We start from the raw sequence: 14,964 nt of genomic DNA, 5'->3' as shown, positions 1-14,964 counted from the left end.
GCCGCGACGCTGACCGATAATGCCGGGAGAACCCTAGGCTAGGATCCCCCCGCATGAAACCCCTGGATGACCCCCGGCACGACCGCGAGGTGGGCTCGCGCGATGCCACCCGCGACACCACCCGCACCGACGACACCCGCATCGGCGCGGTGCGAGCGCTGATCTCGCCGGCGCTGCTGCTGGACGAGCAACCGCTGCCCGATGCCTCGCTGGAACTGGTGGAGCGCGCGCGCCAGGAGATCGGCGCGGTGCTGCATGGACGGGACGACCGCCTGCTGGTCGTCGTCGGCCCCTGCTCGATCCACGACCATGACCAGGCGATGGACTATGCGCGCCTCCTGAAGAAGGCCAAGGACGAGTTGGAGCGGGACCTGCTGATCGTGATGCGGGTCTATTTCGAGAAGCCGCGCACCACGGTGGGCTGGAAGGGCTATATCAACGACCCGCGCCTGGACGGCAGCTTCCACATGAACGAGGGCCTGCGCCTGGCGCGCCAGCTGTTGCTGGACGTGACCGCGCTGGGCCTGCCGGCCGGCACCGAGTTCCTGGACCTGCTGTCGCCGCAGTACATCTCCGACCTGATCGCCTGGGGCGCGATCGGCGCGCGCACCACCGAGAGCCAGAGCCACCGCCAGTTGGCCTCGGGCCTGAGCTGCCCGGTCGGCTTCAAGAACGGCACCGACGGCGGCATCAAGGTCGCGTCCGATGCGGTGCTGGCGGCCAGCGCCAGCCATGCCTTCATGGGCATGACCAAGATGGGCGCGGCGGCGATCTTCGAGACCCGCGGCAACCAGGACTGCCACATCATCCTGCGCGGCGGCAAGGCGCCCAACTACGACGCTGCTAGCGTGCAGGCCGCCTGCGAGGCGCTGAAGGGCTCGGGCCTGCGCGAGCAGGTGATGATCGACTTCTCGCATGCCAACAGCAGCAAGAAGTACGAGCGCCAGATCGATGTCGGCCGCGACGTCGCGGCCCAGATGGCCGCCGGCGATAAGCGCATCACCGGCGTGATGATCGAGAGCCATCTGCAGCCGGGCCGGCAAGACCTGGCACCGGGCCAGACCAAGTCCGACCTGAAGCCCGGCGTCTCGATCACCGATGCCTGCCTGGGCTGGGCCCAGACCGAGCCGCTGCTGCAGGAGCTGGCCGCCGCCGTGCGCGCGCGTCGCAAGACTTCCTGATCCTCCCTCCCATCTCTCCCCCCGATCCCATGACCCAAGACGAACTGAAGACCCTGGTCGGCCAGGCCGCCCTGCACTACGTGACGCCGAACAGCATCGTCGGCGTCGGCACCGGCTCGACGGTGGACAAGTTCATCGACGCGCTGGCCGCCAGCGGCCTGCCCATCGCGGGCGCCGTCTCCAGCTCGGTGCGTTCGACCGAGCGCATGCAGGCCCTGGGCATCAAGATCCTCGAGGCCGCGGAGGTCGAGTCGCTCGAGGTCTATATCGACGGCGCCGACGAGATCGATCATGCCGGTCATATGGTCAAGGGCGGCGGCGCGGCGCTGACGCGCGAGAAGATCGTCGCCGACCTGGCCAAGCGCTTCGTCTGCATCGCCGACGAGAGCAAGCTGGTCCAGACCCTGGGCAAGTTCCCGCTGCCGGTCGAGGTGATCCCGATGGCCGCGGCCCAGATCGCGCGCCGCTTCGCGCAGCGCTTCGGCGCCGACGCGGGCCTGCGCGCCGGCTGCGTGACCGACAACGGCAACCAGATCCTCGATGTGCGCGGCCTGGCGATCGCCGATCCGGCGGCTTTCGAGGCCGAGGTCAATCAATGGCCCGGCGTCGTCACCGTCGGCGTGTTCGCACGCAACAAGGCGGCGGTCTGCCTGCTGGGCACCGCCGCCGGGGTCAGGACCCTGGAGTTCTGATCCTTTAGAGCCGGAACACGCCCACGGCCGTCGCCAGGCGGCCGGACTGGTCCTTCAGGCTCTCGGCCGCCGAGGCGGCTTCCTCCACCAGCGCGGCGTTCTGCTGGGTCATCTGATCCAGCTGGGTGACGGCGGCATTGACCTGGTTGATGCCGTCGCTCTGCTCGCGCGCGGCGGCGCTGATCTCGCCGATGATGTCCGAGACGCGCTGCACGCTGGAGACGATGTCGCCCATCGTGTTGCCGGCGTTCTGCACCAGCTGGGTGCCGGACTCGACCTTCTCGGTGCTGGCGCCGATCAGGCTCTTGATCTCCTTGGCCGCCTCGGCGCTGCGCTGCGCCAGGCTGCGCACCTCGGAGGCCACGACCGCGAAGCCGCGCCCTTGCTCGCCGGCGCGCGCGGCTTCCACCGCCGCGTTCAGCGCCAGGATATTGGTCTGGAAGGCGATGCCGTCGATCGTGCCGATGATGTCGTTGATGCGCCGCGAGCTGGTGCTGATCTCCTCCATCGTCGACACCACCTGGGCCACGACGCTGCCGCCGCGCTGCGCCACCTCGGCGGCCGAGCTGGCCAGCTGATTGGCGGTCAGCGCCGAATCGGCGGTCTGCCGCACCGTGCCGGTCAGCTGCATCATCGAGGCCGCGGCCTGCTGCAGGTTCGAGGCGGTCTGCTCGGTGCGGGCCGACAGGTCATGGTTGCCCACCGCGATCTCGGCGCTGGCGGTCGAGATGCTGTCGGTGGCGCCGCGCACCTCGCCGATCAGCTTCAGCAGCGAGGCCTGCATGGTCTGCAGCGAGCGAAGCAGGCGGCCGGTCTCGTCCTCGCTGCGCGGCGTGATGGAGCGGGTCAGGTCGAAGTTCGCGATCGCGTCGGCCACGCCGGCGGCCTCGCGCAGCGGCATCGTGATCGAGCGGGTCAGCCAGATCGCCAGGCCCACGGCCAGCGCCAGCGCGACCAGGGTGAACAGCACCAGGCCCAGGCGTGCGGTGCCGTTGGCCTCGTCGACCCGTTTGGCGGCGGCGTCCAGCTGGTCGCGCTGCTCCTGCACGATCAGCTTGATCGCGTCCTGGAAGGCGGCGGCGGCGGGCTGGAACTGCTGGTCGAAGACCTGGCGCGCCTTGTCGGCCTCGCCGGCCTTCTTGGCGGCCGAGACCGCGTCGCGCGTGCTCAGGTAGGCCTTGCGGGCCTCGGACAGCTTCTCGAACAGCGCGCGCTCCTTGGGCGTCTTCATCAGTTCGTCGAGCTTCTTCTGCAGCTCGCTGGACTGCTTGGTCGATTCGGCCGCGGTGACGGCGAAGAACTCGGCCAGGGCCGGATCGGCGCTGACCGCGATCGCGCTGGTGCGGTTCACGCCGTTGGTGATGTTGCGGTACCAGTCGGAGGCGATGCGCTCGCTGACCAGCGAGTTCTGGTACATGTCGCTGGTCTCGCTGGCCACCTTGGCCAGGGCCCAGTAGCCCAGGCCGGAGCCGGCGAAGGCGATCAGCAGCACCAGGCTCAGCACCACCCCCAGGCGTTGGCCGATCGAACGGCCGGAAAACAGCTGGCTCAGCATGACAGGGTCTCCAGGATTGACGTCAAGGCGGCCTCTCGGGCGGACCGCATCCTGTCTATAGCGGCAGTTTCCGGGAAAACCTTAATGTCCCTGGGCGATCCGTGGACGATCGGTGGCCGCTCAGGGGGATGGGCGCCGCCCGGCCCGGACCTGGAAGCGGGCCGGATCGATCGCATCCAGCAGATCCGCCTCCAGCGGCACCGGCGCACCGGTCAGCAGCGCGGCGGTGACCCGGCCGGCCAGCGCGGCCCAGCCGATGCCGCGCGAGCCGAAGGCGGTGCAGACCGCCAGGCCCGGCAGCCGGGCCAGGAAGCGCGGCTGGTCCTGGCGCCCGGCCTGCTCGGCCAGCGGCAGGCCGCCGACCAGGGGCAGCCGGTCCGACGTCAGGAGCCGCCAGCCGACCCGGCCCGCCAGCGGCGCCTCGGGCGCCATGTCCAGCCCCGCCAGCTCGGCCCATTGAGCGAGGTTCTGCGCCTGGTCGGCGGCGCGCAGCGCCGGCTCGAGGTCGCCATCCTGCGCGGTGGCGCCGCACCAGAGGCCACCCCGGCCGTCGGCCAGCGCATAGCCGGCGCCGGCCACCGGCAGGCGCGGCAGCGGCGCGGCCGTCGGCAGATGGCTCAGCTGGCCGCGCTGCACCGTCAGCGGCAGCCCCGGCGCCAATCCCTCCAGCAGGCCGAGCCCGGCCTGGCCGCCGGCCAGCACCAGGGCCGGCGCCTCGGCCAGCAGCGCGCCGGCCGCGTCCAGCGCCTGCCATTGGCCCGCGTCGTTGCGGCGCAGCGCGGCCACCGTGCAGTCGCTGCGCAGGACGGCGCCGCTGGCCGCCAGCAGGGCCTGGACATAGGCGGCCGGGGGCAGGGCGCCGCCGCCGGGATAGAACCAGGCCGGGCGGGTCAGCGGCAGGCCGGACAGCGCGGCGGCCTCGGCCGCGTCCAGGGCCTGCAGATAGTCGCCGCTCAGTTGCTGGCGCTGCAGTTGGGAACGCATCGCGGCCACATCGCGCGCGGTCTCCAGGCGCAGCAGGCCGCGCTGGCGCCAGGGCAGCGGGGGCAGTTCGGCGAGCAGCCGCTCGGTGGCCAGCGCGGCGGCGCGGTTGAAGCGCGCATGCTGGCCGTCGTCGGGATTGAAGGTGCCATGGAACAGCCCGCCGGGATTGCCGGAGGCGACGCGCGCCGGGCCGCCCTGGCCCTCCAGCACCGTCACCGCCAGGCCCTCGCGCGCCAGCGCCCAGGCGCAGGCCGCGCCGGCCAGGCCGGCGCCGATCACCAGGGCCGAGCGCGCGCTTGGTGCCAGCGGCGCGCGGCCGGCCGGGCGCTGCAAGGCATGTGGCGGTGCGAAGCGGGCAATGCTCATCTGGCCCTTGGCCGCGAAGCCCGGCGCCTTCTCGACCATGAAGCCGGCCGCGGCCAGGCCGTCGCGCACCGGCCGCGCGACGCTCCAGGTGGCGGCCGTGCTGCCGGGCGCGGCCAGCCGGCCCAGCGAGCGCAGCAGATAGGCGTCCCAGATCTCGGGGTTCAGCGCCGGCGAGAAGCCGTCCAGGTAGAAGGCATCGACCTCGGCCACCAGCTCGCGCAGCGCGTCGCGCGCGTCGCCGAGGATCAGCAGCAGCCGTACCCGGCCCTCCTCGAAGTCCAGCGCATGCAGGTTGGGCGTCAGCGCCGGCCAGGCATCCAGCAGCCGTGCGGCCAGTTCCGGCGCCGGGCTGGCGGCATGGGCGCGCGCCAGGTCCTCGCGGCGCAGTGGATGTTTTTCGATGCTGATGAAGACCAGGCGCTCGCAACGCTCGGGGTCATCGCGCCAGGCCGCCCAGGTCGCCAGGAAGTTGTTCCCCAGGCCGAAGCCGGTCTCCAGCACCACGAAGCGCGCGCGCCCGGCCCAGCGCCCGGGCAGGCCGTTACCGCCCAGGAAGACATGACGGGCCTGGGCGAAGGCGCCGGCGCGGGCATGGTAGACATCGCCGAAGGCGGGTGCCGACGGGGCGGCGGCGTCGCTGAAGTCGACGCTGGCAGGGGTGAGGGGGGCGGTCTTCATCGCAGGGCGGCGAGTATGCCAAAACCCATGGTGGCGGCCGCGGTCCAGGACAGCAGCAGGGCGCCGATGACCCAGCGTGCATAGGGCCAGCCACCGGCGACGCAAGCGGTGACACAACGCGTCAGGGTGTTGCAGGCGATGGTCAGCAGCAGGGCCTGGGTCAGGAGCTGCGGCGCGATGCGGCCCTGTGCCGCCAGGCTGCCCAACGAGGCCATCGGCGCATGCGCATCGGCGAAAGCCGCCAGCGCGACCGAAGCCAACAGGCCCTGCTCGCCGAAGTGGCCGTTGGCCCAGCCTACCAGGGCGCTGACGGCACTCAGCAGGGTGGCCACCAGCAACGCTTCCCGCAGGCGCAGCGGCCCGCCGGAGCCGGGGCCGGACGCCACCGACGGCGCGCCACGCGCCAGCATCAGGGCCAGGCCCAGCGCGCAGAGCATGCCGGCCATGCAGACCGGCGCCACGACACGCAGCAGCCCCGGTGCCAGGCTGCCCAGCAGCACGGCGGCCTGCAGCCAGGTAGCGGCGGTGGACATCACGGCCGCGGCAGCGAAGGCGCGCCGCAGCTCGGGCTGGGCGCGTGCGCGCCCGCCCATCGCGGCGATGGTGGCGGTGCTGGACACCAAACCGGAGAACAGACCGGTCAGCGTCAGGCCCAGGCGGGCGCCGAGCGCGCGCAGCGCTACATGACCGGCCGCCTGCAGCAGCAACAACAGGGTCACCAGTCCCAGCAGGGTCCGGGCCTTGAGCCCGGCCAGCCAGGCGATCGGTTCGTCGGGCATCAGCGGCAGCACGATCAGGGCGAGAGCCGCCAGCAGCAGACCGTCATGCAGTTCCTGCTCGTTCAGCACCCGGGTGGCGAAATGGTGCAAGCGGCTGCGCGCCGCCAGCAGCATGGTCATCACCACGGCCGCCGCTGCGCCCAGGGCAGGAGCCTGTAGGCTCAAGGCGCCGATCAGGAAAGTCAGTAGCAGGGCGATCTCGGTGGTCAGGCCCGGATCCCCGGGGCTTTGGCGCCAGTAGGCCAGCGCGGCCAGGCCTCCCACCACGAGCGCACCGGCCGGCAGCAGACCCGGTACGGCCAGGCCATGGGCCAGGGCACCGGCCACGGAGACCAGGGTGAAGCTGCGCAGCCCGGCGGCCTCGCGTCCGGGGCCATGACCCTTGCGGCGCTCGCGCTCCAGGCCCACCAGCAGGCCTCCGCCCAGCGCCACCAGCAGCCCCACCGCCAATGGCGCCGGTGGGCCAAGCGCCGCCTGCCAGTCGCTCATCGGAGGTGCCGCGTGCTGCTCACAGGCTCACGGTTTCGCCATGCTGAGGCACGCGCACACGCCAGCCCAGTTCGTCCTGAATGCGGCTGCGCAGCGCGTCGCTGGCGGCCGGCTCGCCATGCACGACAAACACCTGCTCGGGCGCGCGATCCAGCTTGCGCATCCAGGCCATCAGGCCTTCGGCATCGGCATGGCCCGAGAAGCCTTCCAGATGGCTGACCTCAGCATTGACCGGCACATATTCGCCCTGCAGCTTAATCTCGCGGTCGCCCGCGATCATCTTGGCGCCGCGGCTGCCGCCGACCTGGAAGCCTGGGAAGACGATGTGGTGACGCGCTCCAGGCGCCAGGGTCTTCAGATAGTTCAGCACCCGCCCGCCGGTGGCCATGCCGCTGGCCGAGATGATGATGCTGGGCCGCGTGATGGCGCGCACGGCCGCCTTCAGCGACTCGGCCGGCTTGCTGATGATGCTGACGCCTTCGTCCAGGGTGGCCAGCTCGTGTGGCGCGATGCGCAGCAGACGGCCGTGATGGCGTGTGATCTCGGTGGCCTGGGCGGCCATCGGGCTGTCCAGCAGGATGGGCAGATGGTGAGGCAGTTCGCCCGCGGCCCGCAGGCGTTGCAGCACCAGCAGCAGCGCTTGCGCCCGCCCGACCGCGAAGCTGGGCAGTAGCACGCTGCCGCCGCGGCGCAGGGTATCGCGAATGATTTGGCCCAGGCGGGCCTGCACATCCTCGGCCGGGTGCAGACGGTTGCCATAGGTCGACTCGATCAGCAGCACCTCGGCGCCCTGGGCCTGCTGCGGTGGCGGCATCAGCAGGTCGTTGGTGCGACCCAGGTCGCCGGAGTAAAGCAGGCTGCGCCCGGCGCCGGTCTCGACACGGATCGCGCAGGCGCCCAGCAGATGGCCGACCGGGGTGAAGCGGATCTCGCAGTCCTTGAGGCGCAGCCGGCCGTCGCGCGGCAGGCCGACGAAATGGGTCAGAACCTTCCTTGCGTCAGCACTGCTGTAGAGCGGCAGGGCCTTGTCGTGACGGCTGGTGTGGAAGCGGTTGGCGCGGCGCGCATCCTCTTCCTGCAGCTTGGCGGCGTCGAGCAGCAGCACCTCGCACAGATCGCGCGTGGCGCCGGTCGAGAAAATCTGGCCCTGGTAGCCCTGGCGCAGCAGCGCCGGCAGATAGCCGCTGTGGTCCAGATGGGCATGTGAGAGCAGCACGGCGTCAAGGCTGTTGGCCGGCACGCCCAGCGGTGCCCAGTTGCGTTCGCGCAGCGCCTTGTAGCCCTGGAACAGGCCGCAGTCGAGCAGCAGACGCTGTCGGCCGGTGTCCAGCAGATGGCGCGAGCCGGTTACCGCATCGGCGGCACCTAGAAAGGTCAGCTTCATGGGGTGTCCTCCGCGCTGCATTCCAGCATAGCCTTCGAGGACGGACTTGATAAATGGCAAGCGGATGCCGCGAGCGGGCACAAAAAAGCCCGGCCGAGGCCGGGCTTTGGGCAGGAGCCGCTTGTTTTCAGCGCTTGGGCTGGGTCAGGCGTCCACCGCCGCCCTGTCCGCCACCGCCACCGCCACTGCGCTGGCCACCGCCGCCCTCGCGGCGCGGCTGAGCGCCGCCACCGCCACCATTGCCACGGCCGCCGTTGGCCTGCTGGCCGCGCCCCTGGCCGCCGCCGCTACCCTGCGGACGACCGCCGCCGTTCTGGCCCGGGCGTCCACCCTGGCCGCCACGACCACCGCCACCGCCGCCACCCCGGCCGCCGGCCGGGTTCGGCGCGCGGCCGCGGCTGCCGTTCGGGTTCAGCACCATGCGGCCCAGCACGATGGGCTCGGGCTTCTCGCCGACCGGCGGCTCGAAACCGGGCACGGCTTCCTTCGGGATCTCGCGCTTGATCAGCTTCTCGATGTCGCGCAGGAAACCCTGCTCGTCGACGCAGACCAGGCTGACCGCCTCGCCCTGCGCGCCGGCGCGGCCGGTGCGGCCGATGCGGTGCACATAGTCCTCTGGGACGTTGGGCAGCTCGTAGTTGACGACATGGGGCAGCTGATCGATGTCGATGCCGCGCGCCGCGATGTCGGTCGCCACCAGGCAGGTCAGCTCGCCGCTCTTGAACTCGGCCAGCGCCTTGGTGCGGGCACCCTGGCTCTTGTTGCCGTGGATCGCCATCGCACTGATGCCCTGCTCGTTCAGGAAATCGGTCAGGCGGTTCGCGCCATGCTTCATGCGGGTGAAGACCAGCACCTGGTGCCAGTCGCCCGACTTGATCAGGTGCGCCAGCAGGTCCTTCTTGCGCTCGCGGCCGACCGGATGGACCTTCTGCGCGATCGCGTCGTTGGTCTGGTTGCGGCGAGCCACCTCGATCAGCGCCGGCTGGTTCAGCAGGCGGTCGGCGAGGTTCTTGATGTCGTCGCTGAAGGTGGCCGAGAACAGCAGGCTCTGCTTCTTCTGCGGCAGGATCGCCAGCACCTTCTTGATGTCATGGATGAAGCCCATGTCCAGCATGCGGTCGGCCTCGTCCAGCACCAGGATCTCGACCTTGGACAGGTCCAGCGTGCCCTGCATGTGGTGGTCCAGCAGGCGGCCGGGCGTGGCGACCAGGATGTCGACGCCGTCGCGCAGGCGGTTCACCTGCGGCTGCATGCCGACGCCGCCGAACATCACCATGCTGGTCAGCGGCAGGTACTTGCCGTAGGTCTTGACGCTTTCCTCGACCTGGGCGGCCAGCTCGCGGGTCGGGGTCAGCACCAGGGCGCGCACCATGTGCTTGCCGCGGGCGTTCTTGACCGCCGGCGTGGCGGACAGGCGATGCAGCATCGGCAGGGTGAAGCCGGCGGTCTTGCCGGTGCCGGTCTGTGCGCCGGCCATCAGGTCGCCGCCCTTGAGGACGGCGGGGATGGCTTGGGCCTGGATCGGGGTGGGGGAGGTGTAGCCGGCGTCGGCGATGGCCTTCAGCAGCGGCGCTGCGAGGCCCAGGGAATCGAATGTCATTGACTGCAATGTGAGCACGGTGCCCTGTGAGTGCGGCCGCGCGGCATCATGTGCCACGCCAGTCTTCGGGCCGCACAAGGAGCGTGCGTGGGGCTCAAAAAACAAACGCTGCGCAAAGACTGTTGTGCGCAGCGTCAGCCGGCATTGTAGCCGGGCGACGGCGGGGCGGTCTGCGCCATGTGTCAAGCGCAGGTAAATAGCGGGTGAGTTGCCGCCATCTTCCAAAAAACGAACACATGCCCGGGCCCTAGGCTTGCCGCCATTCCAATCAGAAGTCTCCCCATGTTCCAGCCCGACCCCGATGTGCTGCAAGCCCGCCTCCTGTTGTGTGATCCCGATGCGACGACCCGTTCGATGCTGTGCGAGGCGCTGACGGTCTGGGGCTATCAGCTGACCGTGGCCGGCGACACCGCGGCGCTGGAGGAGGCGCATGGTGGTCGCTACGAGCTGCTGCTGCTCGATCCGCAGGACGCGCAGGGCCGCGGCTGGCAGCGCCTGGGCGCGCTGCGCACGCGCTCCCGGGTGCCGATCCTCGCGCTCTTGGGCGAGAACGCGGTGCTGGACCGGGTGCTGGCGCTGGAGTTGGGCGCCGATGCGGTGCTGCCCAAGCCGCGCCAGGCGCAGGACCTGCACGAGCTGCGCCTGCGCCTGCAGGGCCTGCTGCGGCGCAGCCTGGAGGAGCGGCCGCTGTACTTCGGCCGCTGGCGGCTGGACACGCAGACGCGAAGGCTGTGCGGGCCGAATGGCTTTTCGACCGCGCTGGCGCCGGCCGAGTACCGGCTGCTGCGCGCCTTCCTGGAGCGGCCGCACAGCGTGCTGTGCCGCCAGGAGCTGCTGGGCCTGGTGCGCGGCCCGGGCGCGCCGGCGCTGGAGCGCAATATCGACCTGCTGATCTCGCGCCTGCGCCAGAAGCTGGCCGACGATGCGCGCGAGCCGCGCCTGATCCGCACGGTGCGCGGCCTGGGCTATCTGTTCGATCCGCCCGAGGCTTGAGCCCCTGACCGCGGGGGCGGGTCCGCCGGCTCCCGGGCGCGGCGCTCGTACACTGGCCCGGCGCCTTAAGGCGCCCTGTACGTACGTATGAGTTCCGGCCGTTTCTCGATTTCCTCCTGCCGCCGCATCCTGTTGCTGGCCTGCTGTCTGTGCTCACCGGCCCTGGCCGGTGACGAGGCGGCGCGCGCGCTGGTGCAGGCCGACAGCGGCCTGGGCACGCCGGCCCTGGTCGGCGCCATCCTCGGCTACACCGCCTGGCCCGGCAGCAGCCGCACCCTGACCCTGTGCGTCAGCCGCGGCGCGGCCGAGGCCGGGGCGATCCTCGCGCAACTCGAGGGCCTGAAGCTGCGCTGGCCGATGCAAGGCCGTAGCATCGAGGCCGACACGCCGCCGCCCGGCGGCTGCGACGCGGTCTATTTCGAGGGCTGGGACACCCAGGCGCAGCGCCAGGCCCTGCACGGACTGGCCGGTCGGCCGGTGCTGAGCATCGGCCGCGGTGCCGAGTTCTGCAGCGATGGCGGCCTGTTCTGCCTGGCGCCCGGCGCGGGTGGCCTGCGCTTCGAGGTCAATCTGGATGCGGTGTCGCGCAGCGGGCTGCGCGTGCATCCGCAGGTGCTGCGCCTGGCGCGGCCGCGCGCGGCTGGGGTGTCCTGATGACCCCCCGCAGCGAACGCGTACCGCCGACCGGGCTGCCGACCCTGGCGATGCTGCTGCGCCGCGGCCAGCTGCGCGTCGCCACGGTGACCCTGCTGGTGGTCGGCTCGGTGCTGACCCTGGGCATGCTGCTGTCGCTGCGGCTGTCGCAGCTGCACAGCCTGGAGCTGATCGCGCGCTCGATCGCCTACTCCGGCGAAGCGGCGGTGGTGTTCCGCGATGCGGCGGCGGCCGAGGAGCTGCTGGCCGAGGTGGTGGCGCGCGAGCGCCTGGCCGGTGCCCGCATCGTGCTGGCCGGCGGCGCCGAGCTGGCCGGGCGCGAGGGCCGCCCGCGACATGCGCTGCTGGCGGGCTGGACCGAGCGGCTGCTGCCCCTGCAGGCCCGCGCCGAGGTGCGCTACCAGGGGCGCGTGCTGGGTTATGTGGAGCTGCACGGCGACGATGCGCTGCTGATGCGCGCGCTGGCCTGGGCGCTGGCCGCAGTGCTGCTGGGCATGGCCCTGAGCGGTTTGGCGGTGCTGCGCGGCACGCAGCGGCTGACCGCGCTGCTGGAGACGCCGCTGCGCGAGCTGGCGGCGCAGTCGCGCGCGATCCGGCAGCAGCGCGCCTTTGACCGCCGGGCCCAGGGCGGCGCGGTGCAGGAGATCGCTGCGCTGGCGGCCGATTTCAATGCGCTGCTGGACGAGGTGCAGGCGCGCGAGGCCGAGCTGCTGCGCCGCCATGCGGCCCTGCAGACCGACCATGAGAACCTGTCGCACCGCGCGCGCCGCGATGGGCTGACCGGCGTGGCGAACCGGGCGCATTTCGAGCAATGCCTGCGCGAGGCGGTCGAGCGCGCCCGCACCGAGGGCGGCGGCCTGGGCCTGCTGTTCATCGACGCGGATCGCTTCAAGCAGATCAACGACGAATACGGCCATGAGGTCGGCGACCGGGTGCTGGTGGCGCTGGCGCAGCGCCTGCGCGGCGCGGTGCGCGAGCATGACCTGGTGGCACGGCTGGGCGGCGACGAGTTCGTCGTGCTGATCGAGCCGCTGCGCCATGCCGAGGATGCCTGGCGCGTCGTGCAGCAGATCGAGCAGGCGGTGGTCGCGCCGGTGGCTCTGGGGCCGGGCGGGTCGGTGGACGGCGTGACGCCGGGCATCAGCGTCGGCGTCGCGGTCTACCCCGAGCATGGCGACAGCGCCGAGGCCCTGCTGCGCGCGGCCGATGGCGCGATGTACCGGCGCAAGCGGCGCGACCGCGCCGCGCCCCAATCCTGAAACCTTCTCCCGGCTGTACCTCTCCCGTCATGAAGTACCTCACCCGATTCCTGCTTCCGCTGTTGTTGCTCCTGCTGGCGGCTTGCCAGCAACTGCCGCCGGCGCCGTCCGCCGCGCCGCCGCGCTGGACCGAGGCCCAGGTCCAGGCCTTGCGCTCCTTGGGCTTCAGCTCCGAGGACGGCGAGGAATGGTCGCTGAACCTGGCGGCCAGCCTGCTGTTTGATTTCGACTCCGAGCGGCTCAAGCCGCAGCAGATGCAGCAGCTGGAGCAGGTCGGCCGCACCCTGGCGGGGGTGGGGGTGCCGGGCCTGCGGATCGAAGGGCATAGCGACAATGTCGGCGATGCCGACTACAACCGCCGCCTCTCGCTGCGCCGGGCCGGCTCGGTGGCGCAGGCCCTGGCCGCGGCCGGCCTGCAGGCCGACAAGCTGCCGACCCAGGGCTTCGGCAGCGCCAAGCCGATCGCCGACAACGCCAGCGAATCCGGCCGGGCGCAGAACCGCCGGGTGGTGCTGATCGCCCCCTCGCTCTGAGCCGTCACGGCCCCGAGCCGCAAGCTCTGCGACAATAGCCCCTGTTGTGCGGGCCTGGCGTGGCAATGCCAGGGCCCGCGTTCGCTTTTCCGACATCCCAAAACTTCGCGAGCATCATGGCCCAGTACGTCTTTTCGATGAACCGCGTCAACAAGACGGTTCCGCCCAAACGCCACATCCTCAAGGACATCTCGCTGTCCTTCTTCCCGGGCGCCAAGATCGGCGTGCTGGGCGTCAACGGCTCGGGCAAGTCGACCCTGCTGAAGATCATGGCCGGCGTCGACAAGGAGATCGAGGGCGAAGCGATCCCGATGCCCGGCATCAAGATCGGCTACCTGGAGCAGGAGCCGCGCCTGAACCCCGACCAGACCGTGCGTGAGGCGGTGGAAGAGGGCATCGGCGGCGTGCTGGCCGCCAAGAAGCGCCTGGACGAGGTCTACGCCGAATACGCCGAGCCGGATGCCGACTTCGACAAGCTGGCCGCCGAGCAGGGCGAGCTGGAGGCCATCATCGCCGCCGCCGGTTCGGAGAACACCGACCTGCAGCTGGAGCTGGCCGCCGACGCGCTGAACCTGCCGCCCTGGGATGCCGTCATCGGCGTGCTGTCCGGCGGCGAGAAGCGCCGCGTGGCGCTGTGCCGCCTGCTGCTGAGCAAGCCCGACATGCTGCTGCTGGACGAGCCGACCAACCACTTGGACGCCGAATCGGTCGAGTGGCTGGAGCAGTTCCTGCAGCGCTTCCCCGGCACCGTGGTGGCGATCACCCACGATCGCTACTTCCTGGACAACGCCGCCGAGTGGATCCTGGAACTGGACCGCGGCCACGGCATCCCCTGGAAGGGCAACTACACCGAGTGGCTGGACCAGAAGGAACGCCGCCTGGAGCAGGAGCAGAAGTCCGAAGACGCCCGCATGAAGGCGATGAAGGAAGAGCTGAAGTGGGTGCGCTCCAACGCCAAGGGCCGCCAGGCCAAGAGCAAGGCGCGTCTGGCCCGTTTCGAGGAACTGAGCGACGTCGAATATCAGCAGCGCAACGTCACCAACGAAATCTTCATTCCCGTGGCCGAGCGCCTGGGCAATGAGGTGATCGAGTTCGAGGGCGTGAGCAAGAGCTTCGGCGACCGCATGCTGATCGACAACCTGTCGTTCAAGGTGCCGGCCGGCGCCATCGTCGGCATCATCGGCCCCAACGGCGCCGGCAAGTCGACCCTGTTCCGCATGCTGCAAGGCGTGGAGCAGCCGGACAGCGGCACGGTCAAGATCGGCAAGACCGCCAAGCTGGCCTTCGTCGACCAGAGCCGCGCCAGCCTGGAGGCTGACAAGACCGTGTGGGAGGACGTCTCGGGCGGCCTGGACAACATCACGGTCGGCAAGTTCGTGATGCCCAGCCGCGCCTATCTGGGCCGCTTCAACTTCAAGGGTAACGACCAGCAGAAGCTGGTGGGCAGCTTGTCCGGCGGTGAGCGCGGCCGTCTGCACCTGGCCAAGACCCTGGCCCAGGGCGGCAACGTGCTGATGCTGGACGAACCTTCGAACGACCTGGACGTCGAAACCCTGCGCGCGCTGGAAGAGGCGCTGCTGGAGTTCGCCGGCTCGGCCATGGTGATCTCCCATGACCGCTGGTTCCTGGACCGCATCTGCACCCATATCCTGGCCTGCGAGGGCGACTCGCAGTGGTTCTTCTTCGATGGCAACTTCCACGAGTACGAGGCCGACAAGAAGAAGCGCCTGGGCGAGGAGGGCGCGCGCCCGAAGCGCATGCGCTTCAAGCCGATCAAGTGAGTCCCGGCGGCGCCCAGCGGCGCCGCGCCAGGACGA

The 14,964-nt window shown here is 70.9% G+C and carries 12 protein-coding genes; 7 read left to right on the top strand and 5 right to left on the bottom strand.

Annotated elements, in window-relative coordinates; all coding sequences use genetic code 11:
• The first annotated feature begins 53 nt into the window (after window positions 1-53).
• Complete coding sequence (locus G8A07_RS16740; protein ID WP_195793159.1) at window positions 54-1,181, top strand: 3-deoxy-7-phosphoheptulonate synthase; 1,128 nt, start codon at window positions 54-56, stop codon at window positions 1,179-1,181.
• Between the two features lie 29 nt (window positions 1,182-1,210).
• A complete protein-coding gene (gene rpiA, locus G8A07_RS16735; protein WP_195793158.1) occupies window positions 1,211-1,873 on the top strand; it encodes a ribose-5-phosphate isomerase RpiA in 663 nt (220 codons plus the stop codon).
• 4 nt (window positions 1,874-1,877) lie between these two features.
• Here the strand turns inward: rpiA and G8A07_RS16730 are convergent, their stop codons facing one another.
• The 5 genes from G8A07_RS16730 to G8A07_RS16710 all read right to left on the bottom strand — a co-directional run bounded on the left by G8A07_RS16730 (window position 1,878) and on the right by G8A07_RS16710 (window position 9,708).
• Window positions 1,878-3,428 (bottom strand): methyl-accepting chemotaxis protein, encoded by a 1,551-nt coding sequence (locus G8A07_RS16730; protein WP_195793157.1) that lies wholly within the window; start codon window positions 3,426-3,428, stop codon window positions 1,878-1,880.
• A gap of 120 nt (window positions 3,429-3,548) precedes the next feature.
• Window positions 3,549-5,456: an FAD-dependent 5-carboxymethylaminomethyl-2-thiouridine(34) oxidoreductase MnmC gene (gene mnmC / locus G8A07_RS16725; RefSeq protein ID WP_195793156.1), complete on the bottom strand. Its 1,908-nt coding sequence runs from the start codon at window positions 5,454-5,456 to the stop codon at window positions 3,549-3,551.
• Window positions 5,453-6,724, bottom strand: a complete 1,272-nt coding sequence (locus tag G8A07_RS16720; RefSeq protein WP_195793155.1) for a DUF4010 domain-containing protein — start codon at window positions 6,722-6,724, stop codon at window positions 5,453-5,455. Before G8A07_RS16720 ends, mnmC begins: the two co-directional genes overlap by 4 nt.
• 19 nt (window positions 6,725-6,743) lie before the next feature.
• Window positions 6,744-8,108 (bottom strand): MBL fold metallo-hydrolase RNA specificity domain-containing protein, encoded by a 1,365-nt coding sequence (locus G8A07_RS16715; RefSeq protein ID WP_195793154.1) that lies wholly within the window; start codon window positions 8,106-8,108, stop codon window positions 6,744-6,746.
• Between the two features lie 127 nt (window positions 8,109-8,235).
• Window positions 8,236-9,708, bottom strand: a complete 1,473-nt coding sequence (locus tag G8A07_RS16710; RefSeq protein ID WP_195793153.1) for a DEAD/DEAH box helicase — start codon at window positions 9,706-9,708, stop codon at window positions 8,236-8,238.
• Window positions 9,709-9,990: 282 nt separating this feature from the next.
• On the opposite strand from G8A07_RS16710, the gene G8A07_RS16705 reads away from it, so the two are divergent.
• The 5 genes from G8A07_RS16705 (at window position 9,991) to ettA (ending at window position 14,928) form a co-directional block, all read left to right on the top strand.
• Window positions 9,991-10,701, top strand: coding sequence for a response regulator transcription factor (locus tag G8A07_RS16705; protein ID WP_195793152.1), 711 nt, complete (start codon window positions 9,991-9,993; stop codon window positions 10,699-10,701).
• A gap of 87 nt (window positions 10,702-10,788) precedes the next feature.
• Window positions 10,789-11,355 (top strand): YfiR family protein, encoded by a 567-nt coding sequence (locus tag G8A07_RS16700; RefSeq protein ID WP_195793151.1) that lies wholly within the window; start codon window positions 10,789-10,791, stop codon window positions 11,353-11,355.
• Window positions 11,355-12,614: a sensor domain-containing diguanylate cyclase gene (locus G8A07_RS16695; RefSeq protein WP_195793150.1), complete on the top strand. Its 1,260-nt coding sequence runs from the start codon at window positions 11,355-11,357 to the stop codon at window positions 12,612-12,614. Before G8A07_RS16700 ends, G8A07_RS16695 begins: the two co-directional genes overlap by 1 nt.
• A gap of 29 nt (window positions 12,615-12,643) precedes the next feature.
• Window positions 12,644-13,147: an OmpA family protein gene (locus tag G8A07_RS16690; protein WP_195793149.1), complete on the top strand. Its 504-nt coding sequence runs from the start codon at window positions 12,644-12,646 to the stop codon at window positions 13,145-13,147.
• Window positions 13,148-13,263: 116 nt separating this feature from the next.
• Window positions 13,264-14,928, top strand: a complete 1,665-nt coding sequence (gene ettA / locus G8A07_RS16685) for an energy-dependent translational throttle protein EttA (protein ID WP_195793148.1) — start codon at window positions 13,264-13,266, stop codon at window positions 14,926-14,928.
• Window positions 14,929-14,964: the final 36 nt, after the last annotated feature.

Origin of the sequence: Roseateles sp. DAIF2, from assembly GCF_015624425.1 — a bacterium.
Classification (GTDB): Bacteria; Pseudomonadota; Gammaproteobacteria; order Burkholderiales; family Burkholderiaceae_C; genus Kinneretia.
The sequence above is the reverse complement of the archived record's forward strand: the minus strand, read 5'-3'. Positions and strand labels throughout refer to the sequence as shown.